Below are 22046 nucleotides of genomic sequence, written 5' to 3' on the forward strand. Positions count from 1 at the left end.
AGCAGGGATAGGAAAATGATGGAATTGGCCAATAAGAAAACCGTGAAATTGATTTCACTGGTAATTGCAGCCATTATGGTTGTCGGTGTATTTGTCCTGGCCGTACAGGGTCACCTGGGCGGGGACACGGGCACCTTGAACTCCGCCATTGGCAAGATCAACTACAACCAGGTGATGTCCGCCGTACCCGGCATTGATGATGCCCAGCGGCAGATGCAGCAGGCAATGCAGGACAGCCAAAAGGAGTTTCAGGAAAAGAGTAAGGATATGAGTGATGCCGACAAGCAGAAACTCCAGCAGGAAACCCAGGAAAAGCTCCAAGCCAAGGAGAAGGAACTGGTAGAACCTCTGAAAAAGAAAGCGGATGATGCCATCCTGGCTGTAGGCAAGACCAAAGGCCTGACCGTCATCGTCAACGAAGGCGCAGTGGTGTACGGCGGCGTAGATGTTACCGCCGATGTACAGGCTGAGCTGAAAAAGGGTAAATAATCCCACCCCGAAGATAGGAGGAATGTCTCATGCGCCGGCTGATCGGTCTATTGCTGACAGGGCTTCTGCTTTTGGGCGGCTGTGGCTTTTCCCAGGCAAAACTGCCCTGGGAGCAGGAAAAACCCCGCTTTGCGGTGGTGGACTGGGATAAACTGGTCCAGCAGCATCCCAAGTACAAAGAATGGAAGCATCAGCAGGAAACGCTGGAGACAGCCAAATGGCTGCGGCAGCGGCAGATGGAAAATGGCCGCCAGCAGCTGGAACTCCTGGGGAAAATGAAGAACATCAAGAATCTGGGAGCCGACCAGTTCAAGCGGGCCCAGATTTCTGCCAAAATGGCGGAAAAGCAGTCCCAGGAAAACGACCTGCTCCGAAAAAAGCGGGAAGCCCTGGAGACGGAGGCAGAAGCCCAGGTAAAGCAGGACCGGGAGGCTGTGGAAGAAAAATACCGCATTCCCCTGTTCAACCTGCGACTGAAGCTGGGCAGCATCAAGATGACCGAGGAAGCCCAGAAGGCGGTCCTCCAGGAACAGGATGAACTGCTGGCCAAACGCCAGAAGGATCTGGACGAAGTGAATGCCAAGAAGGAAGCCTGGCTGCAGCAGAAGCTGGGGGCGGACATTGCCGCTTCCCAGGCCCGGCTTCAGGCTTACGCCAAAGAGCTGGCGGACCAGGTAATCCAGGAACAAACCGGTTTCAAACTGGGACCCAAGGGCCTTGCGGCCTCTCCTGGGAAAGAGCAGCTGGACAAGCTGCTGGCCTCCATGGACAAACAGATCCAAAAGCAGGAAAGCGATGAACAGGCACTCAAGGACGATATCGACAGCGACATCCTCAGCGCCATCAAGAAAATCAACCTGACCCGGAAATACACGCTGATTTTCCGGAACCCTCGGGCCAATATCAGCGCCGATGATATTACCGACCAGGTCAGCAGTGAAGTACAAAAAATAGTTCAGTAAGAGGGATGGAAAAATATGAAAAAAATCTTTGTTCTGTGTATGCTCGTTATGGCACTCTTTTCTTTCGGCTGCGGCCGGAACGCCCAATTTGGCGTGGTGGATATGAACAAGGTCCAGCAGGAAAGCCAGGTATTCAAGGATGCAACGGCTGATCTCCAGTCCAAAGGCAAAGCCATGGAAGATGAGCTGAACCAGGAAACCGCCGGCAAGAGCCAGGAAGAAGTCCAGAAGATTGTTCAAGACAAGAGCGCCAAGATGCAGGCTCTTCAGGCAGATGCCCAGAACAAGGTTAAGAGCAGCTTTGACGCCGCTGCTGCAACGGTTGCCAAAGAAAAGAACCTGAGCGCCATTCTGGTTAAGGAAGCCGTGCCTCAGGGCGGGGTGGACGTTACCGACGACATCATCAAAGCCATGAAATAATGCTTTTGTAAGGGCGGACCTGGGTTCGCCCTTTTTCCCGTACCATCACAAAACGAAAGGAAATTGATATGGAAAAAACTTTACAGGAATTGGCTGACGCACTGGAGGGGAAAATTCTGCAGGGAGACCCGCAGCTGGTGATTCAGGGAGTCAATGGGCTGGAAGAAGCCCAGGCCAACCAGATTTCTTTCGCTGTTCCGCCGTATTTGGAAGTAGCAGGCAAATCCCATGCAGGGGCCATTATGATCCCCGCAGGAGCCCAATTTGAAGGTTCTCAGGCCATTATCGCCGTGGAGAATCCCCGGGCCTGCTTTGCCCGGCTGCTGGCCCTGTTCCGGCCCCCTGAAGAAGTGAAGGGCGGCATCAGCCAATACGCCTTCATCCATCCTTCTGCCCGGGTGGGCAAGAATGTGGCCGTACTGCCCTTTGCCTACGTGGCTGAGGATGCGGAAATCGGCGACAACACGGTCATCTACCCCCATGTATACGTAGGGCGGCACGTGAAAATCGGCAGTGACTGCACCCTGTATTCCAACGTTACCGTCCGGGAAAACTGCGTGCTGGGGAATCGGGTAATCCTTCAGGCAGGTGCTGTTATCGGCGGGGACGGCTTCGGCTACATTACCGCTGACGGCAAGCACACCAAGGTCCTCCAAACCGGCAACGTAGTGGTAGGAGACGACGTGGAAATCGGCTGCAACACCTGTATTGACCGGGCTACCGTGGACAGCACGGTCATTGGCAAGGGAACCAAAATCGACAACCTGGTCCATGTGGGCCACAACGATATTATCGGTGAAAACTGTATCCTGGTAGCCCATGTGGGGATTTCCGGCAGCGTCACCGTAGGCAACAACACCACCTTCGGGGGGCAGGCCGCTACCGCCGGCCATTTGAAGATTGGCAGCAACTGCACCTTTGCCGGCCGCACCGGGATTATTTCCGATGTGCCTGACAACGTGATTTGGGCAGGCTTCCCGGCCCAGCCCCACGTGGAATGGCTGCGGGAACAGGCCCAGGTCCGGAAGCTGGGCGACCTGATGAAAAAGGTCCGCCGGCTGGAAAAGACCGTGAAGGAACTGGAAAAGAAATAACGGAAACTGTGATAGGAGGCAAGCATCATGAAAAAACAATTTTGGCTGACCCTTTGTCTGGGGCTGGCGCTTTTGCCCGCTAGTGCCCAGGCCAAAACCCTGACGGATGGTACTTCCGGGATCATCAACGCCCCCAGCGGGTATGTTCGGCTGCCCGGCCATGTATCCGCCGGTTTGGATTGGACCAAGGATGCCAAGACCGTCCGGGGCAACGTAGCCCTGCCTTTAGGCTTGGAAGTGGCTGGCAGCCACGTAAACCCCAAGCACGGGGATACATACAACACCGTCAGCGCCAAGTGGCAGGTTCTCCGGGAAACTCCGGTAACCCCCGCTATCGCCATTGGCGTCCAGGATATCAGCGACCAGAAGGACCGCCGGGGCTATATTGCTGCCAGCAAGGCCCTGCCTGCGGACTTTAAGATTCACGCCGGCATCGGCACGGACCAGTATAAACATGGTTTCGCAGCCCTGGAAAAAGACGTGCACCTTTTGGGCTACAACGTGACCCTGATGGGAGAATACGACGGCAGCCACTTCAACTACGGTGCCGCCGTGCCCGTAACCCGGTTCTTGCAGGCGGAAGTGGGCGTGCGCACCCATCACCTGTACGGGGGCGTCAACCTGACGTTCTAATTATCGTTTGAATGAGGAGGGACCTGGATGGCTGCCTATAAACTCATGCAGTTTATCAGCTGGCTGGTCTGTCACCAGCCCCACTGCCTGAACCGGGCGCTGGCCTGGCTTTTGGGGCACCTGGGCTGGTATGTGGTGCCCAAATGGCGCCGCTATATGGCAAAGGAAAATATCAAGGACTGCCTGGGGGTGGGGGACGCAGAGGCGGAAGCCATCGCCAAGGAAAGCGTTACCCGCTTTGGCCGGATGCTGATTGAGGTGCTGCGGTACCCGCTGCTGACCAAGGACAACTTCCGGAATATTGTCCATTTTGAAGGCCTGGAAAATCTGGAAAAGGCCTATGCGGAAAACAAGGGCATCTGCATAGCTACGGCCCACTATGGAAACTGGGAAATGCTGGGGGCTTCCATGGCCCTTTTGGGTTATCCCATCCTGTCCATTACCCGCAAGCAGAACAACGGGGCCATGGACCGGTTCATCAACGACTACCGGCGCATGGTGGGACAGCACGTGACCTATAACCATGGGGGCAACAGTATGCTGGCCATTGGCCGCTACCTGAAGGAGAAACACCTGGTGGGTATTTTGTACGACCAGGATTCGGCCCACACCGGGGAGCATCTGCTGTTTTTTGGGAAACCTTCCCGGGTTCCCGACGGCGCTGCCCACCTGTCCCGAATCTTTGGGGCGCCCATTGTGCCCCTGTTTATGCATAACAACCCGGACGGGACGCTGACAGCGCGGATATATCCGGCGCTGCATACTCCCAAGACCGCTGACCGGGATGCAGATGTTAGTGGTATAATGAAAGAATTGATGGTCATCGCCGAGCGGGAAATCAAACTGGACCCAGCCATGTGGTTCTGGGTTCATGACCGCTGGAAGGATGGCCGGAAGCGGTACGAAAAATATATGAAAGGCGTGTGATGGATGACCGTGGAAAAACAACATACCCTGAAGCAGGCGGTATCCTGCGACGGCATTGGGCTCCACTCTGGAAAAATGGTGGTGATGACCCTCTTGCCGGCACCGGCGGATACGGGCATTGTCTTTATTCGGACGGATATGGAAGGACGGCCCCAAGTCCATGCTGTGGCTTCTAATATTACGGCAACCACCCGGGCCACTACCCTCAGTGAGAATGGCGCCAGCGTAACCACCATTGAACACGTGATGGCTGCTTTTGCCATTTTGAAGGTGGACAACTGCTACGTGGAAATGTCTTCTGCCGAGCCCCCTGTAGGCGACGGCTCTGCCCAGTCCTTTATCGATCAGATTCAGTCCGTGGGCCTGGCGGAGCAGGCTGCAGAACGTCAGGTGTACCATGTGAACCGGTCCTTTTCCTACTACGATGGGGACCGTTCCATTGTGATCCTGCCCTACGAAGGTTACCGGGTTACCTTTACTTCCATCAATCCCCATCCCCTGCTGGGGACCCAGGTGTTTGACGTGGAAGACAAAGGGGACAACCTGCTTAAAGAAATTGCCTCAGCCCGTACAGTGGCTTTTGAGGACGAAATTGCCCAGCTGCAAAAAATGGGCCTGGGCCTGGGCGGCAACCTGGACAACGTGGTGGTATTCGGCAAGGACAAGATCCTGTCCGTACCCCGTTTTCCGGATGAACTGATCCGCCACAAGATTCTGGATGTCATCGGTGACCTGTATTTGCTGGGCCCCATTCATGCCCATATCATCTGCATGAAATCCGGTCATGCCTTGAATGACCATATTTCCCGGCAGATTGATGAATACAGACGCGTCCATGAGCATCACCATGAATACCACCACGAAGCCCCCGAGGCTTCCGGTATGAATACAAGCGAGAACGCGGTAAGGAGCAAGGACATGATTACATTAGATATTCAGGAAATCCAAAAAATTCTGCCTCATCGGTATCCCATGCTGCTGGTCGACCGGATCATTGAGCTGGAACCCATGAAGAGAGCCGTTGGCATCAAAAACATCACCATGAATGAACCCCAATTTATCGGGCACTTCCCTGGCAACCCCATTATGCCCGGGGTGCTGCTCATCGAAGCCATGGCCCAGGTAGGCGGCGTAACCCTGCTGTATCCTGAAGAAAACCGGGGCAAGATTGCCGTCTTTGGCAAAATTGATAAAGTGCGTTTCCGCCGTCCCATTAAACCCGGGGACCAGCTGGTAACCACGGCCATCATTACGAAAATCAAAGGAAATATGGGTATCGCCCACTGCGAAGGAACGGTGGACGGCGAGCCGGCGTGCGAAGGGGACTTCTTCTTTGCCCTGGCCGAGAATAAACAATAAAGGTGGAGTGAAAAAATGACAGCAGATTCTACAATGATACATGAGACCGCCATCATTGCACCGGGTGCTGAGATTGGCCCCAATGTCAAAATCGGCCCGTACTCTGTAATTGGGGAACATGTCAAGATTGGCGAAGGTACGGTGATTCATCCCCATGTGGTTGTTACCGGACGGACGATCGTTGGCAAGAATTGCGAATTCTTCCAGGGCGCCAGTGTCGGTGAAGTGCCCCAGGACCTGAAGTACAAGGGTGAAGACACCACCACCATCATTGGTGACCATGTAACCATCCGCGAATGCGCCACCGTCCATCGGGCTGTAGGCGAAGGCAACGAAACCCGCATCGGCAACAACGTACTGATGATGGCCTATACCCATGTGGCCCATAACTGCATTGTGGGCAACAACGTGATCATGAGCAACGTAGCAACTCTGGCCGGCCACGTAATCGTGGAAGACCGGGCAGTTATCGGCGGGCTCACTGCCGTGCACCAGTTCACCAAAATCGGCCGCAACGCCATGTGCGGCGGTATGAGCCGGATTTCCCAGGACGTGCCTCCCTTTGTGATTGTAGCCGGCAACCCCGCTTACGTAGCAGGGCTCAACAGCGTAGGTATTTCCCGGGCTGGGATTTCCCTGGAAGTCCGGAAAGAACTGAAAAAAGCCTATAAGATTCTCTACAAGAGAGGCCTGTCCCTGCCGGAAGCCATTGAAACCATGGAACAGGAACTGAACAGCTACGAAGAAGTGGAACATTTCATGCGCTTCCTGCGCACGGTAGAAAGAGGCATTTGCCGTTCTTCTTCCCGGGGTCTGCGGGAGTAAAAAGGCATGGATAAAATCTTAGGCGTACTGGCCGGTGTAGGCCACCTGCCGGTGGATGTGGTCCGGGGCGCCAAAAAGGAAGGGTACCGGACCGTGGTGATTGCCCTGGTGCCCGGCACCCATGAAGACCTGCCCAAAGAAGCAGATGCGTTCTACGCCATCAACATCGGCAAGGTAGGGAAAATCTTTAAGACCCTCCAGCAGGAAAAGGTGGCCCAGGTCACCATGATCGGCAAGGTCACCAAGGAAATCCTCTACTCCGGGGGCGTCCTGGTGCCCGACTGGCAGGCGGTGAAACTGCTGATGTCCCTGCCGGACCGCCACGACGATACCATCATGAATGCCCTGGTAAAGAAGCTGGAAGACCTGAACATCCACGTTATGGACCAGACCCTGTTTCTCCAGGACCTGATGCCCAAGGCCGGTGTGCTCAGTAAACGCAAACCCACCCAGGAAGAATGGGCGGACATGGAATACGGCTTTGACATGGCTAAGAAAATCGGCGGCCTGGACATTGGCCAAACCGTAGTGGTAAAGAACAAAGCCATTTTGGCCGTGGAAGCCATTGAAGGCACCGATGCCTGCATCCTCCGGGGCGGCAAGCTGGGCAAAAAGGCCATTGTGGCCAAAACCGCCAAGCCGGCCCAGGATAACCGGTTCGATATGCCGGGGGTGGGCGTGCGGACCATTGAATCCATGATTGAATCCGGCTGTGCCGGGATTGTCATGGAAGCAGGCCGGACCCTTTTGGTAGAACGGGAAAAAGCCCTGAAACTGGCAGACGACCACAACATTACCGTGGTAGCCAAATAAAGCATTGCATAAAACAGAAGGGTCATGGCTGCGGCCATGGCTCTTTTTTGCTTAATTTGGAACAGAAATTCGACTGTCTTTCTAGGATATTCTGTGGTACAATAGCCCTAATCTAATATACCATGGGAGGGTATGCTGTGAAGGAACTTGAAACCATCTGTAAAATTGCTTTGATTCAGGCCACCCCGGTGATGTTTGACAAAACCGCAGGCCTCAAAAAGGCCCTTCAGCTCATTGATACCTGTGCCGCCAAGGGGGCCAAGCTCATTGTCTTTCCGGAACTTTTTATCCCGGGCTATCCCTTTGGGCTGACCTTTGGCTTCCGGGTAGGCAGCCGCAGCGAAAAGGGCCGGGAAGACTGGAAAACCTACTACGACAATTCCCTGCTGTCTGACGGACCGGAAATGCAGGAAATTATCGACCGGGCGAAAAAATATGGGGTGTACCTGAGCCTAGGCTATTCGGAAAAGGACGCCGTAACCGGTACCCTGTACAATTCCAATTTGATGATTGCTCCGGATGGCCAGGCCCTGAACCACCGGAAAATCAAACCCACCGGCAGCGAGCGGGTGGTGTGGGGGGACGGAAACCAGGATTACTTCCCCGTTATGGAAACTCCCTGGGGCCCCATGGGGAATTTGATCTGCTGGGAAAGCTACATGCCCTTGGCCCGGGTGGCCCTGTACCAGCAGGGCATCAGCCTGTACATTTCCCCCAATACCAACGACAACCCGGAATGGCAGGATACCATCCGGCACATTGCCCTTGAAGGCCGTTGCTACTTTATCAATGCGGACATGGTCTTTGGCCGGAAGGATTACCCCCAAACGGTCAGCGGGGAAGCGGAAATTGCGGCTCTGCCGGACCTGGTGTGCCGGGGCGGCAGCTGCATCATTGACCCCTACGGCCACCCGGTAACGGAAGTCCTGTGGGACAAGGAAGGCATTTTGTACGCCGATTTGGATATGCAGCAGGTACCTGCCAGCCGGATGGAATTTGACCCCTGCGGTCACTATTCCCGGCCGGATCTGCTCCAATTGACCGTGAAAAAAGGATAAATCGCAGAAACAAAAGGACGCCCGTCCTCTTACCTTGGCCAAAGCTGGCTGGGGCAGGAGGGCAGGCGTCCTTTTTAGGGAGTTCGCCTAAGGCTTATTTCAGAAGAGCCACAATCAGGGGTCCCATCACCGTCAGGAGAATGTTCCCAGCGGCATAGGCCGGTGTGTAGCTTAACGCAAAGACACTGGAGTTGGTTTCTTCCACCAGGCCGTTTAAGCCGGCCGTAATGGTACCAGCCCCGGTTAAGGAGCCGCAGATATCTACGGGGTCCATATGAAGCACGTATTTGCCGAAGAACACGCTGATAAAATGGGGCACAAGGGAAATTACCGCGCCTACAAGCAGCACGGACACGCCCATGGATTTCAGGGCTGACAGGAAGTCCGCCCCGGCGGACAGGCCCACAATGGCGATGAAAAGGTTCAGGCCCACGCTCTTCAGGAACCACCGGGTAGCTGCCGGCAGCAGCCCCTTATTCTGGTGCTTGCTCTGGTACCAGCCAAAGAACAGGCCGGCAAACAGGGCACCGCCGCCGGAACCCAGGGTAATGGGAACCCTGGCAATATTAATGGAAATGGCCCCAATCAAAAGCCCCACCACAATACCCAGGGACAGGAAGCTGACATCTGTATCGTCCCCGGTATCCTTGGCGTAGCCCAGCTGCTTCTGGACCTGGGCCACCATCTTGGGCGGGCCCGCCAGCACCAGCTGGTCGCCTACCGCAAAGGGAGTGCCCTCCGGCAGGGGAGAACCGTTCCGGGTGGCGGAAACGGTGTAGATGCCCAGTACCGTCAGGTTCTTCAGTACCTCCTGGGAGAAGCCCTGGGTAAGGAAAATGGTCTTTTTAACCAGGGGCAGGGACAGGCTTTGGGCGTCCAGGATTTCCTGGGCCCCGGATTTCTCCACGTCCACCATGGAGGCCAGGGAACCCATAAAGGTCACCCGGTCGCCGCTTTGCAGCACCGTGTCCCCTTTGGGGGGAACTTCCTGGCCGCCGCGGATGAGCTTTTCCACGGTCAGGGTGTTGTTATGATGGGCTTCCAGGTCTGCCACGGTCTTGCCCACAAAGTTGGTCTTGTCGTCCACCACAAAAGCCCGGGCCTTGATCAGGCTGACGGTCTGGTCGCCGGCGCTGGCTTCCTTATAATGGATGGCTTCAATTTTCTGTTTGGTGGCTTCTTTCAGGTTGACCCCGCACAGGGCCGGCACAATATTCCGGATGAAGATGATGACTCCGGCGGTGCCAAACACGTAGGTCAGGGCGTAGGCCACGGCCATGTTGCTTTGGGCCTGGGCCAGCTGGGTGCCGGACAGCACTTCCTTCAGGGAAGAATCCGCAGTGCCCAGGACCGCCGACTGGGTCAGGGCTCCGGCGATGATGCCGGCAGCTTCCCCAGCCTCAATGTGCAGCATAGAGCAGACAATATAGGCTGTGGCAAAGGCCACCACCGCAAAGAATACGGAGAAGATGATAATCTTCACCCCGGAACTTTTCAGGCTGTTGAAGAAGGAAGGCCCCACCTCGTAGCCAATGGAGAAAATGAACAGGCTGAAGAAGATGGTCTTCACCAGGCCGGAAATCTCAAACCGGCCGTAGGAGGCCAGGGCCAGGCTGATTAACAGGCCGGCCAGCAGGGTGCCTACCGTGGCGCCCACGTTAAAGGAGCCGATTTTGATTTTCCCCACCCAATAGCCGATGGCCAGGCAGAGGAAAATCACAATGGCGGCGTTGCCTAGCAGGTAATGTCCCACATCTCCCGGGAGTACCGCAGCTGCGTGCCGGGTAAACTCCAGGGCCTCCTGGGACCAGAAAGTCAATGTCATAGTAACCGCTTCCTTTCCAGGCAGAACTTATTTCTGCTTGAGATATTCCTTGTGGTATTCCTCCAGCAGGTCCAGAATCCGGCGGCCAATCTTGGCGTAGGCTTCATCAGGCAGGTTGGCCTGGGATACCCGCAGGGTGCCGGAGGGCGCATCAAAGCCCAAGCCTTCCATGAGGACTACCCCTTCTTCTTCGGACAGCCGCATCAGGAAGTCGATCTGTTCGTAGTTCTTTTCCAGATATTCCCGGAAGGGCTTGTCGTATTTCAGTTCGGCAATCCGGTAAATATCCAAAATGGTGTAGTACTTGGCGTTGGTGGGAGTGTCATCTTCCGGCACGCCCAGGGTCTTGTACAGGGTATGGTAGCGGTTTGCCACCAGCTTGTCCGCTTCCGTAAAGTACGGGTCCGGGTCCTTGGCCAGCAGGTGGGTCAGGGCGAACAGCCCCATTTGGATCTGCTGGGGCGTGCTGAGCCCGCTGGTGTGGTACAGGCCGATGGAACGGCTGTCTGCGTTGATCCGGTCCAGCATGGCCATTTTCCGGGGCTCCAGGGTGACAATGGAGTAGTCGGAATCCAGGGTTTTCTTGGTGTCCTCCGGCAGTTTGGCCAACAGGTCATCGTACACGTTTACGTCATGGGCAGCAATGAGCCCCAGCCGCCAGCCGGTGCAGCCAAACAGTTTGGAGAAGGAGTATACCAGGAGGGTATTGTAGGGAGCCACCCCGTAGACGGAGGTAAAGTCCTTGACGAAGGTGCCGTACACGTCGTCGGTGATGACAATCAAATCCTTCCGCTGGTCCGTAATGGTCTTGAACCGTTCCAGGGATTCCTTGCCCAAGGCGTGGGAGCCCGGGTTGGAAGGGTTCACCAGGAAGAAGGCCTTGATGGACGGATCCAGCAGCTTGTTCATTTCCTCATCGGGGATTTCCCACAGATTGTCTTCCGTGGAGGTCACATTGATTTCCGCCAGCTCAAAATTGGTCAGCCGGGGAATCTGGATATAGGGGGTGAAGATGGGCATGTTGATGGCAATCTTGTCCCCTTCCTTTAAGAGTCCGTTATGCTTTAAGGAATCGAAGATATAGACAATGGCTGCCGTGCCGCCTTCCACCGGGAATACCTTGGTGTGCTGGGCAAGGCCCGTGCCCGGGTACAGGGCTTTTTCCAAATAGGCGTTCAGTACCTTTTCCGTATTTACCAGGCAGCGGCTGGGCACCGGGTAGTTGTTGCCCACAGCCCCGTTGGCAAATTCCAGGATTACTTCCTGCCGGTCCAGTTTCAGGGTATCCGCCATATAATCCACGGAAGCCTTGATGAAGTTGTTGACGTCATCGTCTTCCCGGAAAAATTCCTGGAACCGGGTGATAATGCCGTCCCCTTCAATATAGCCGGCCAGATTCCCGTTGTGGATGGTCCGTTCCGATTCCACTACGCCAAATTCCACCCATTTGCTAAAGGCGAGGCGTCCCAAGGCATTGATCCAGTTGGGGTTGCCCCGGCCTGCGTTCAAAAACGTCTTATGCTTTTCGTTGCCCTGTGCCAATTTCAGCATTTTGCTGCTGACTTCAAAAGCGCCTAAAGTTTCCATTTCCCGTTCGTATGCCTTGGTAATCATGTGCATCGACCTCCCATAATGATATTGTATTGATAACATCATCTTACACCTGGAAAGTTGTAAAAACAATAATAACTATTGATTTGTTCACAGAAAAAATTGACTTTACGAAGGATAAAATGTGCGAGAAATGAAGAATTATGTGAAGATAAAAAAACTATATATAAGCTAAAGTACAATAGTGATGAATATATCCCGATTTTTCCCGAAATAAGCGGGATTCAGCATTATTAAAAGTGATGATGTCTTGACAGCAAACGTGCCTTAAGACGATTTGGGGAAAGAAAACAATTATTCTGGGAGGGGAAAAATTCTTCAGAATTAACGCAGCGAAAATTTTTCGGCTGCCGGAAAAGAAGGGGACGGTTACCCTGGCAATGGATTTTGCCCCCCAAGGGCACGAACTCCCCAGGCACCCCTGTTGTACCTATGAAAAAAACGCAGGAAATCCGACCATTTGGCCCAATTTTGATATTTTATGGAAATATTTGGAATGGGTCGCCCGGATGTGCTAAAATATAATGTACACTTATGTTCGAAACGAGAGAGGAGAAAACAGGGTGACGCGAATCTTCATATCAGCCGGAGAAGCCTCCGGAGATCTTCACGCGGCGGCACTGACCCGGGCCATCCTGGCCCAGGACCCCACGGCCCAGGTATTTGGCATGGGCGGGGCTGCGCTGCGGGAAGCCGGCGGCGAAGTGCTGTTTGACTATAAGGATTACAGTGTAATGGGGTTTGTAGAAGTACTGAAGCAGCTGCCCCGGCTTTTCGCACTGAAAAATGCCTTCAAAAAAGCCATGGAAGAACGGAAGCCGGACGTGTTCGTAACGGTGGATTACCCGGACTTCAATATGCGGGTGGCCAAGGTGGCCAAAAGCCTGGGTATTCCCGTATTTTCCTACATTCCCCCGTCGGCCTGGGCCTGGCGCCGCAGCCGGGCCAAAATGGTGGCTGGGTTAGCCACCCGGGTGGCCTGCATCTATCCTTTTGCCTATGATGTGTATAAGGCAGCCGGAGCCCCGGTGGAGTTCGTAGGAAATCCCCTGGTGGATATTGTAAAACCGGTGCTGACCCCGGAAGAACGGAACCGGAAAATCGGCAAGCGGGAAGGGCACCCGGTGGTGCTGCTGCTTCCGGGCTCCCGGGTAAAGGAAATTACCGGGGTGCTTCCGGTGATGCTGAAGGCACTGCCGCTGATCCAAAAGGCCAGGCCGGAGGTGGACTTCATCCTCCAGAAAGCCCCGTCCATTGATACGGAGTTGCTGGAGAGTATCCTCAGGACTTCCCCCGTGCCTGTCCGGCTGGTGGAGGGGGACGGCTACGACGTGATGAAAGCGTCGGATGCCGCCCTTGCCACCAGCGGTACCGTGACCCTGGAATGTGCCCTGTGCGGTCTGCCCAGCGTCATCTGCTACCGGGCCAGTGCCCTGAGCATAGCCATTGCCCGGCACCTGGTTTATGTGAAATACATCGGCCTGCCCAACATCCTGGCAGGCAAGGAAATCCTGCCGGAACTGATCCAAGAAAAACTGACACCGGAAAACATGGCTTCCTCCGTACTGGCGTTTCTTGACCCAGTGGAAGGAAAGACCGTACGCGGGGAGCTGGCCCAAGCCGTTTCCAAGCTGGGCCGGCCAGGTGCCGTAGCGCGCACCGCCGCCTTGATATTACAGACAGCTAAGGAGAACTCATGAACCTGTACTTTCGTATTATCCAATTTATCAGACCCTACATCCCCCGGCTGATTGCCGCGGGCTTCTGTACCATTATGACGGCAGCGGCCAACCTGTACGTGCCCTGGATTGTCCGGGACGTTATCGATAAGGTCTTCTCTGACAAGAACAGCGGCCTATTGAACCTGATTGCCGTGGGCATTATCGTCATTTTCTTTGCCAGAGGGATATTCTATTACGGCCAGAGCTACCTGATGAACTACGTAGGCGAAAGCATCGTCATCGACGTGCGCAGCAAGGTGTTCCGCAAGCTCATGGAACTGGATACCCGCTTCTATGACCGGAACAAACTGGGCACCATCATGAGCTACGTCACCAACGACGTGCAGGCCCTTCAGGCAGCTATGGTGGACAACAGCATCGAAATCATCACCGAAACCAGCGTGCTCATCGGCTCCATCTGTGCCATGGTGTACCTGGACTGGAAGCTGACGGTCTTTACCTTCTGCACCTTCCCGGTGGTACTGTTCTTTATGGACTTCTTCGGCAAGAAAATCCGTCAGTCCGGCCGCCGGATCCAGCAGGCCACGGCGGATATCACCAGTGTGCTTCAGGAAACCCTGTCCTCCACCCGGGTGGTCAAATCCTTCGTCCGGGAACCCTACGAAATTGAGCGGTTTGACCGGCAGAATCGGGTAAACTTCTATGCCAACATGAAAAGCGCCAAGCTCATGGGCACCCTGTCCCCTGTCATCGAATTCATTGCCGCCCTGGGCGTAACGGCCATCATCTGGTTTGGCGGGCGCAGCGTAATCAACGACGAGATTTCCGCTGGTTCCCTGATTGCTTTCCTGGTGTACGCCATCAACATTTCCAACCCCATCAAGCGGATTGCCCGGGTACTGGGCAATATCCAGCGGGCCCTGGCTGCTGCGGAACGTGTTTTCGGCGTCTTGGACCTGGAAGAAAAAATTCCGGAAAAGCCCGACGCCATTGCCCTGCCTCCGGTAAAGGGCTATGTGGAATTTAAGGATGTATCCTTTGAATACAATCCCGGTGAACCCATCCTGAAACATTTGAACTTTAACGTGGAACCCGGTCAGGCAGTGGCCCTGGTAGGCCCCTCCGGCGCCGGCAAATCCACCATCGCCAACCTGGTGCCCCGGTTCTACGATGTGACCGGCGGCAGCATCAGCATTGACGGCCACGATATCCGGGATGTTACCGTTGCTTCCCTCCGGGAGCAGGTAGGTATTGTGCCCCAGGAAACCAACCTGTTCAACGATACCGTCTACAACAACATCCTCTACGGACGGCTGGATGCCACCCGGGAAGAAGTCATTGCCGCTGCCAAAGCAGCCAATGCGGATGAATTCATCGTCCAGCTGCCCCAGGGCTACGAAACCCATTTGGGCGACCGGGGCGTGAACATTTCCGGCGGTCAGCGCCAGCGCATTTCCATTGCCCGGGCCATCTTGAAGAATCCCCGGATTTTGATTTTGGACGAAGCCACCTCCGCCCTGGATACGGAAAGCGAACGGGTGGTACAGGAAGCCCTGGACCGGCTGATGGTCGGCAGAACTTCCTTCGTTATTGCCCACCGGCTGTCCACCATCCAAAACGCCAGCAAGATTCTGGTACTGGATAAGGGCGTCATTGTGGAAGAAGGCACCCACAGCCAGCTGATGGCTCTCCATGGCCTGTATGCCCACCTCCACGATATTCAATTCAAAGAAAAAAAGGTAGTGAAAAAAGGCGCAGCCCAACAATCCCATGAAACGGACGAGGACGCAGAAGACTAACGAAAACGAGGTCAGAGGATGTATTATTTGTATAATTTCTTGGCGACAGTATTATTTATCATCGTAATCCTGCCGTACTTTACCTGGCGGTATTTCCGGGAAAAAGGGTTTCCCCGCCGCTTCCGGCAAAGCATCGGCCTGATTCGGGATGACGAGATTGCCGCCGTAGCCCATAAAAACTGTATCTGGATCCACGGGGCTTCCGTGGGCGAAATCGTAGCTACCAGCCCGCTGGTGAAGGAAATCCGCAAGGCCATGCCCGACGCCAAGATTCTGGTGTCCGCCGTGACCACCGGGGGCTACAACATGGCCCACCAGATCATTCCGGAAGCTGATGCCATCATCTACTTCCCCCTGGATCTGCCCTTTGTGTCCGAATCCTTTGTAAAACGCATTATGCCCCGGATTTTCATGCCGGTGGAAACGGAACTGTGGCCCAACTTCCTGCGGGCCGTGAAGCTCCGCCGGATTCCGGTGATGATGGTCAACGGCCGGATTTCCGACAAGTCCGTCAAAAGCTACCGGTACCTGTTTGGCATCTTGGCCGACATGATGGGCAGCGTTACCCGTTTCTGTATGCAGTCTTCCATTGACGCCGAGTACATTGAGCATCTGGGCGCCGAAAAGCGCCGAATCTTTGTTACCGGCAACACCAAGTTCGACCAGACCTATGCAGAAGTGACGCCGGAAGATCTGGCTCAGTATAAGGAAGAACTGGGACTGGGCAGCGATTATCCGGTAATTGTAGCCGGCAGCACCCATCCCACCGAAGAAGAAACCCTCTTTAAGAGCTTTCTGGATATCCAAAAGAAATTCCCCCACGCTCGGCTGATTGTGGCGCCCCGGAAACCTGGCCGCATCCATGAGATTGCCCAGCTGGCCCAAAAGTACGGCCTGAAGCTGGGACTCCGTTCCAAGCTGAAGGAACTGCCAGCCGGCAGCCGTCCCGTCTACGATGTGGTGCTCATTGACACCATCGGGGAACTGGGCCGGATCTACGCCGTAGGGGATGCCGTATTTGTCGGCGGCAGCCTGATCCAGCACGGGGGCCACAACGTTTTGGAACCCGCTGCCCATGCCAAACCCATCATTGTAGGGCCCAGCATGTCCAACTTCAAGGATTCCTTTGCCCTGCTCAGCAAGGTAGGGGCCTGCGTCCAGATTAACAACGGGGAAGAAATGACCCAAATGTTCCTGAAAATCTTTAAGGACGATGCCCTGCGCAAGAAGATGGGGGATGCCTCCCTCCAGGTCATCCGGGAAAACCGCGGCGCTGCCGTGCGGACCATTGCCTACCTGAAGGAGCTGCTGAGCCTGACCGCCACCGAAAGCATGGTGAACAACCACTACAAAATCAATACCCGCAACATCAACGATGAAATCAGTCCCCGGATGCGTCCCGGCGACGCCGTAACCCAGTACCTGATTCACCTGTCCCATGGTGAGGACAGCAGTATCCTGGACTGGTGCGTGCTGGCCTTCCTCCGGGTTCTGTCCGTTTTATACGAAGCCGGCGTACGACTGAAGCTGGGGCTCTATAGCCTGGGCGCCCTGCCCAAGACCCATTTGGACTGCTGCGTGATTTCCATCGGCAACATTACCGTAGGCGGCACCGGCAAGACCCCTACCGCCCAAAAAGTGGCCCTGATGATCCAGCAGATGGGCTACCGGGTGGTAATCCTGAACCGGGGCTACCGTTCCCACTGGGAAGAAAAAATCGGCGTGGTTTCGGATGGCAAGAAGATTTACATGACCGCCTACGAAGCCGGCGACGAAGCCTTCCTGATGGCCAAGCAGCTGCCCGGCATTCCCGTGGTCATCGGCAAGGAACGGTCCATTACCGGCCAATTTGCCGTGGAGAAGTTCCGGGCCGAGGTCATCATCCTGGATGACGGCTACCAGCATTGGCAGCTGTACCGGGACCTGGACGTGGTGCTAGTGGATACCCTGAACATGTTTGGCAACGGCAGCATACTGCCCCGGGGCACTCTGCGGGAACCCCTGGCCAATCTCAGCCGGGCCGGACTGTTCCTGCTTACCAAATGCGACCAGAGTTCCCCCATTTCCCGGGCCACCCTGTGCGATACCCTGCACAAATACGCCCCCAAGGCGCCCATTGTGGAAAGCATCCACAAACCCTGCGACTATATTGAAATCGCAGATTGGTACAAAAACGATATGAGCAAGGCCCTGCCTCTGGAAGCCCTGCGGGGACAGCACGTCATGGTATTTTCCGCCATCGGCAACCCGTCCTCCTTTGAGCAGACCATGACCGGCGAAGGCCTGAACATTGTAGAAGCCATCCGTTACCCCGACCATCACGACTATGGCATGGTGGAAATGCAGTACATCATGGACAAGGCTATCAGCCGGGGCGTCAAGGCACTGATTACCACCGGCAAAGATGCCGTTAAAATTCCTACGGAGTTTATCTACCTCCATCGGGATGTACCTCTGTATATTCTGGATATGGAAATTCAAATTACCAGCGGTGAGGAAGCTTTTGTAGATACCATCAAAGCCGCCATCAAAAAGGAGAAACAAGTAAAATGAAAGTTTTATGTGTAATCCCAGCTCGTTTCGGTTCCACCCGTCTTCCCGGCAAGCCCCTGGCTATGCTGGCTGGCAAGACCGTGATTCAAAGAGTGTATGAGCAGGTTGCCCTGGCCCGGATTCCGGATCAGGTGGTGGTAGCTACCGATGACCAGCGCATTGCCGACGCGGTAGAACAATTTGGCGGCACGGCCGTCATGACCTCCCAGGACCATCCCAGCGGCACCGACCGGCTGGCCGAAGTAGCCCTGAGCTACGAAGACGTGGACGTGATTGTCAACGTCCAGGGAGACGAACCCATGATTCCGCCCCAGGTCATCGATGACCTGGCCCAGGCCTTTGCGGACAACGACGGCCTGGAAATGGCCACCATCAAGACAGAAATGCAGCCCGAGGATTTCCAGAATCCCAACGCCGTCAAAGTCGTTACCGACGAGAACGGCTATGCCCTGTATTTCTCCCGGAGTCTGATTCCCTATCCCCGGCATGACCTGCCGGAAGTCAAGGTGTACAAGCACGTAGGCATTTACGCCTACCGCCGGGATTTCCTGCTGAAGTTTGCTGCCCTTTTGCCCACGCCCCTGGAACGGGTGGAAGGCCTGGAGCAGCTGCGGGCCCTGGAAAACGGCGTAAAGATTAAGGTGCTGACCTCTGATTTCCAAGGGGTGGGCATTGATACGCCGGAAGACCTGCATAAGGCCAACGAAATTTTCACCCAGCTGGAAGCCGAAAAGGCCAAGGCTGCGGAAGAAGCCGCCAAGGCGGAAGAAGGAAAGGAGTAACCCATCCATGGAAAGCGTAACGATTGGATCCTATAAAGTCGGCCAGGGTCAGCCCCTGCTGATTATGGCCGGCCCCTGCGTGCTGGAAGGCTACGAACGGAGCCTGGCCATCGGCAAACGGGCCAAGGCCATTTGCGAAAAACTGGGCCTGCCCTATGTATTCAAGGCCTCCTACGATAAAGCCAACCGGTCCAGCCTGAATTCCTTCCGGGGACCCGGTATTGAGGAGGGCCTGAAAATCCTGGCCCAAATCAAGAAAGACCTGAACGTACCGGTTATCAGTGACGTTCACGAAACCTGGCAGGTGGAAAAAGCTGCCGAAGTGCTGGACATCATCCAGATTCCGGCCTTCCTGTGCCGGCAGACGGACCTTTTGGTAGAAGCCGCTCGCAGCGGCCGGGTAGTCAACGTGAAAAAGGGCCAGTTCCTGGCTCCTTGGGATATGCAGAACGTGGTCAATAAGATTACGGGCAGCGGCTGCCAGCAGCTGATGCTGACGGAACGGGGCGTCAGCTTCGGCTACAACACCCTGGTAACGGATATGCGGTCCCTGCCCATCATGCGGGAAATGGGCTATCCGGTAATTATGGACGTGACCCACAGCGTGCAGATTCCTGGCGGCAAGGGCACTTCTTCCGGCGGCCAAAGCAAGTTTGCTCCCCATATGGCCCGGGCAGCGGCTGCCGTCGGCGTGGACGGCTTGTTCCTGGAAGTCCACGACAACCCGGCAGAAGCCCTGTCCGACGGACCCAACATGATTGCCCTGGATGACCTGGAACAGGTTCTTCAGGACGCCAAAACCATTGACCAGATTGGACGCAGGGAGTGAGTAAAATGCTGGAGAAAGCCAAAGAAACGTTGAAAATCGAAGCCGCTTCCATTCTGGAGCTGCTGCCCCGGGTGGATGAACATTTTCAGGCTGCCCTGGAAATGATTCTTCACTGCAAGGGCCGGATTATTGTGACCGGCATGGGCAAATCCGGCATCATCGGCCGCAAGATTGCGGCTACCCTGGCCAGCACCGGCACCCCTGCCTTCTACCTGCACCCGGCGGAAGGCATCCACGGGGACCTGGGCATGGTCACCCAAAACGATGTGATCCTGGCCCTGTCCAACAGCGGGGAAACCGGGGAAGTGCTGAATATCCTTCCGTCCCTGCGGCGGATTGGGGCGCACATCATCTCCATGGTGGGCAACCCTGATTCCACCCTGGCCAAGAACTCCGATATTGTGCTGAACGTAGGCGTGCAGAAGGAAGCCTGCCCCCTGGGGCTGGCTCCCACCAGCAGCACTACCGCAGCCCTGGCCTTTGGGGACGCCCTGGCCATGGAACTCCTGAGCGCCCGGCATTTTACCCCCAACCAGTTTGCCATCTTCCATCCCGGCGGCAGTCTGGGCCGGAAGCTGCTGCTGACGGTGGCCGACATTATGCATAAGGAACAGGAAAATCCCATGGTGCCTGCGGACATGAGCGTCAAAGATGCCTTGTTTGTGATTACCGACAAGGGCGTGGGCGCCGTTTCCGTAGTGGACGACCAGCATCACCTGCTGGGCCTTGTGACCGATGGGGATATCCGCCGGGGTCTGGCCCGGAGTCTGGATTTCCTGAACCGGCCCGTAGCCGAGATGATGACCGCCCATCCTACCACCATTGCCCCCAACAAGCTGGCGGCAGAAGCCCTGCACATTATGGAAGCCAACAAACCCCGGCCCATTACGGTGCTGCCGGTGGTGGATGAGGAGCACCGGGTGGTAGGTCTGGTGCATATTACCGACTTGGTACATCAAGGAGTGGTATAAATGATTACAGAAGAGGAATTGGCCAAGATTCGTCTTTTGGCCCTGGATGTGGACGGGGTTCTCACCGATGGCAGCATTATCATTGGCCAGAAGGGGGAACTGAGCAAGCACTTTGACGCCCGGGACGGCCTGGGCATCAGCCTGGCCCTGCGCCACGGCATCTACGTGGCACTGATTACCGGCCGCCACAGCGAAATCGTCCTGCACCGGGCCATGGAACTGGGCATCGGTTCCGTCTACGAAAATGTGGTGTACAAAGGGCAGGTGCTGGAACAGGCCGCCCAAGAACTGAACGTGAATATGGATGAAACCGCCTTTATGGGGGATGATTTGAACGACTTGCCGGCCTTCAGCCGGGCCGCCGTTACCTTCGCGCCTGCCGACGCCGCCCTGGAAGTCCGGGAACGGGCCAAGTACGTGACCACCCAGCCCGGGGGTCATGGCGCCGTCCGGGAAGTGATTGAACGGATCCTCAAGGCCAAGGGCCTGTGGAAGCAGATCGTGGACAGCTATGAAGTCAAAGGACAGGGAGATAAACAGTAATGCTTTATGCTGTATTAAAAGGAATGAGTCAGTTCCTTTCCGTTCTGCCCTACAAATTCGTAGTGCGGCTGGGAAGGAATTGTGGTAAACTATATTGGTATATCGCCAAAAAACAGCGCCTCAGGGCAGAAGCCACCATTCAGGAACGGATGGGTGTTTCAGCCCGGGACGCCCATGCTATTATCCACCGCCTGTTTTTGAACCTGGGCATGACCGCCATGGAGATTCTCTACATGCCGGCCCTGAACAAGGAAAACATCCGGGGACTGGTCTCCTTTGACCGGCCCGGCGTCCTGTGGGAAGCCCTGGCCAAAAAGCACGGGGTGGTGATGCTGGCCTGCCATATGGACAATTGGGAATGGCTGGGCGCTGCCCTGGCCCTGAACGGCTTTCCTTTAAGCGCCGTGGAAAAACCCCAGCCCAATCCGGTGTACAGCGATTTTATGAATGAACTGCGCCGAGGCGTGGGCCAGGAGATTTTTGCCCGGGGAACCAACGAGATTCTGGGCTGTGCCCGGGCCATGAAAAAGGGCCGGATGCTGGGGCTCATTGCCGACCAGGACGGGGGCTACAACGGGATTTTCGTGCCCTTCTTTGGGAAGATGGCCTCTACCCCAGAAGGCCCTGCATACTTTGCCCGGAAGTTCAAGGCTCCGGTGGTGCCGATTTTCATCGTGCGCAAACCCAGCGGCTATGGCCACCAGGTAATTGTGAAAGACCCCATTTATTACGAAGACACCGGCAATCGGGAAAAGGATGATTACCGGATTACCTTACAGATGACCCAGGAAGTAGAAAAAATCATCTGGCAGTATCCGGACAACTGGATCTGGTTCCAGCACCGCTGGAATACTCCCTGGCAGGGTTAGGA

20 protein-coding genes are annotated in these 22046 nt (G+C 55.5%); 18 read left to right on the forward strand and 2 right to left on the reverse strand.

Annotated elements, in window-relative coordinates; translation table 11 throughout:
- The first annotated feature begins 15 nt into the window (after window positions 1-15).
- The 10 genes from C7E10_RS09010 to C7E10_RS09055 all read left to right on the forward strand — a co-directional run bounded on the left by C7E10_RS09010 (window position 16) and on the right by C7E10_RS09055 (window position 8580).
- Complete coding sequence (locus tag C7E10_RS09010) at window positions 16-489, forward strand: OmpH/Skp family outer membrane protein (protein ID WP_105326962.1); 474 nt, start codon at window positions 16-18, stop codon at window positions 487-489.
- Between the two features lie 29 nt (window positions 490-518).
- Entirely contained in the window at window positions 519-1451 is a 933-nt protein-coding gene (locus C7E10_RS09015; RefSeq protein WP_105326963.1) for an outer membrane chaperone Skp, read from the forward strand.
- A 15-nt stretch (window positions 1452-1466) separates the two neighbouring features.
- Window positions 1467-1871 (forward strand): OmpH/Skp family outer membrane protein, encoded by a 405-nt coding sequence (locus tag C7E10_RS09020; protein ID WP_105326964.1) that lies wholly within the window; start codon window positions 1467-1469, stop codon window positions 1869-1871.
- 68 nt (window positions 1872-1939) lie between these two features.
- Window positions 1940-2965, forward strand: coding sequence for a UDP-3-O-(3-hydroxymyristoyl)glucosamine N-acyltransferase (gene lpxD, locus C7E10_RS09025; RefSeq protein WP_105326965.1), 1026 nt, complete (start codon window positions 1940-1942; stop codon window positions 2963-2965).
- 27 nt (window positions 2966-2992) lie between these two features.
- On the forward strand, window positions 2993-3598 hold the full coding sequence (locus tag C7E10_RS09030; RefSeq protein ID WP_105326966.1) for a YjbH domain-containing protein: 606 nt from the start codon (window positions 2993-2995) through the stop codon (window positions 3596-3598).
- Between the two features lie 27 nt (window positions 3599-3625).
- Window positions 3626-4525, forward strand: coding sequence for a lysophospholipid acyltransferase family protein (locus C7E10_RS09035; RefSeq protein ID WP_105326967.1), 900 nt, complete (start codon window positions 3626-3628; stop codon window positions 4523-4525).
- A gap of 3 nt (window positions 4526-4528) precedes the next feature.
- A complete protein-coding gene (gene lpxC, locus C7E10_RS12330) occupies window positions 4529-5884 on the forward strand; it encodes a UDP-3-O-acyl-N-acetylglucosamine deacetylase (RefSeq protein WP_160101860.1) in 1356 nt (451 codons plus the stop codon).
- A gap of 15 nt (window positions 5885-5899) precedes the next feature.
- Window positions 5900-6709, forward strand: a complete 810-nt coding sequence (gene lpxA / locus C7E10_RS09045) for an acyl-ACP--UDP-N-acetylglucosamine O-acyltransferase (protein ID WP_105326968.1) — start codon at window positions 5900-5902, stop codon at window positions 6707-6709.
- Window positions 6710-6715: 6 nt separating this feature from the next.
- The gene (locus tag C7E10_RS09050) at window positions 6716-7522 is read left to right on the forward strand and encodes an LpxI family protein (protein WP_105326969.1); all 807 of its coding nucleotides are present in this window, start codon (window positions 6716-6718) and stop codon (window positions 7520-7522) included.
- 137 nt (window positions 7523-7659) lie between these two features.
- Window positions 7660-8580, forward strand: coding sequence for a carbon-nitrogen hydrolase family protein (locus C7E10_RS09055; protein ID WP_105326970.1), 921 nt, complete (start codon window positions 7660-7662; stop codon window positions 8578-8580).
- 94 nt (window positions 8581-8674) lie between these two features.
- On the opposite strand, the gene aspT is transcribed toward C7E10_RS09055, so the two are convergent.
- Both aspT and C7E10_RS09065 read right to left on the reverse strand, forming a co-directional pair.
- On the reverse strand, window positions 8675-10405 hold the full coding sequence (aspT, locus tag C7E10_RS09060; RefSeq protein WP_105326971.1) for an aspartate-alanine antiporter: 1731 nt from the start codon (window positions 10403-10405) through the stop codon (window positions 8675-8677).
- Window positions 10406-10432: 27 nt separating this feature from the next.
- Window positions 10433-12019, reverse strand: a complete 1587-nt coding sequence (locus C7E10_RS09065; protein ID WP_105326972.1) for a bifunctional aspartate transaminase/aspartate 4-decarboxylase — start codon at window positions 12017-12019, stop codon at window positions 10433-10435.
- Window positions 12020-12579: 560 nt separating this feature from the next.
- Here C7E10_RS09065 and lpxB point away from each other — a divergent pair.
- Genes lpxB through C7E10_RS09105 form a run of 8 tightly spaced genes read left to right on the forward strand, consistent with a single transcriptional unit; the run spans window position 12580 to window position 22044 of the window.
- Window positions 12580-13716, forward strand: coding sequence for a lipid-A-disaccharide synthase (gene lpxB, locus C7E10_RS09070; protein ID WP_234997692.1), 1137 nt, complete (start codon window positions 12580-12582; stop codon window positions 13714-13716).
- Entirely contained in the window at window positions 13713-15497 is a 1785-nt protein-coding gene (locus C7E10_RS09075; protein ID WP_105326974.1) for an ABC transporter ATP-binding protein, read from the forward strand. Before lpxB ends, C7E10_RS09075 begins: the two co-directional genes overlap by 4 nt.
- An 18-nt stretch (window positions 15498-15515) precedes the next feature.
- Window positions 15516-18050: a tetraacyldisaccharide 4'-kinase gene (gene lpxK / locus C7E10_RS09080; protein WP_105326975.1), complete on the forward strand. Its 2535-nt coding sequence runs from the start codon at window positions 15516-15518 to the stop codon at window positions 18048-18050.
- Window positions 18047-18832 (forward strand): 3-deoxy-manno-octulosonate cytidylyltransferase, encoded by a 786-nt coding sequence (gene kdsB, locus C7E10_RS09085; RefSeq protein ID WP_105326976.1) that lies wholly within the window; start codon window positions 18047-18049, stop codon window positions 18830-18832. Before lpxK ends, kdsB begins: the two co-directional genes overlap by 4 nt.
- Window positions 18833-18839: 7 nt before the next feature.
- Window positions 18840-19661: a 3-deoxy-8-phosphooctulonate synthase gene (gene kdsA, locus C7E10_RS09090; protein ID WP_105326977.1), complete on the forward strand. Its 822-nt coding sequence runs from the start codon at window positions 18840-18842 to the stop codon at window positions 19659-19661.
- 5 nt (window positions 19662-19666) lie between these two features.
- Entirely contained in the window at window positions 19667-20632 is a 966-nt protein-coding gene (locus C7E10_RS09095; protein WP_105326978.1) for a KpsF/GutQ family sugar-phosphate isomerase, read from the forward strand.
- The gene (locus C7E10_RS09100) at window positions 20633-21175 is read left to right on the forward strand and encodes a KdsC family phosphatase (protein ID WP_105326979.1); all 543 of its coding nucleotides are present in this window, start codon (window positions 20633-20635) and stop codon (window positions 21173-21175) included.
- Complete coding sequence (locus C7E10_RS09105; RefSeq protein ID WP_105326980.1) at window positions 21175-22044, forward strand: lysophospholipid acyltransferase family protein; 870 nt, start codon at window positions 21175-21177, stop codon at window positions 22042-22044. Before C7E10_RS09100 ends, C7E10_RS09105 begins: the two co-directional genes overlap by 1 nt.
- The last annotated feature ends 2 nt before the right edge of the window (window positions 22045-22046 follow it).

The sequence above is a fragment of the Acidaminococcus hominis genome (genome assembly GCF_900291475.1).
Lineage (GTDB): Bacteria > Bacillota > Negativicutes > Acidaminococcales > Acidaminococcaceae > Acidaminococcus > Acidaminococcus hominis.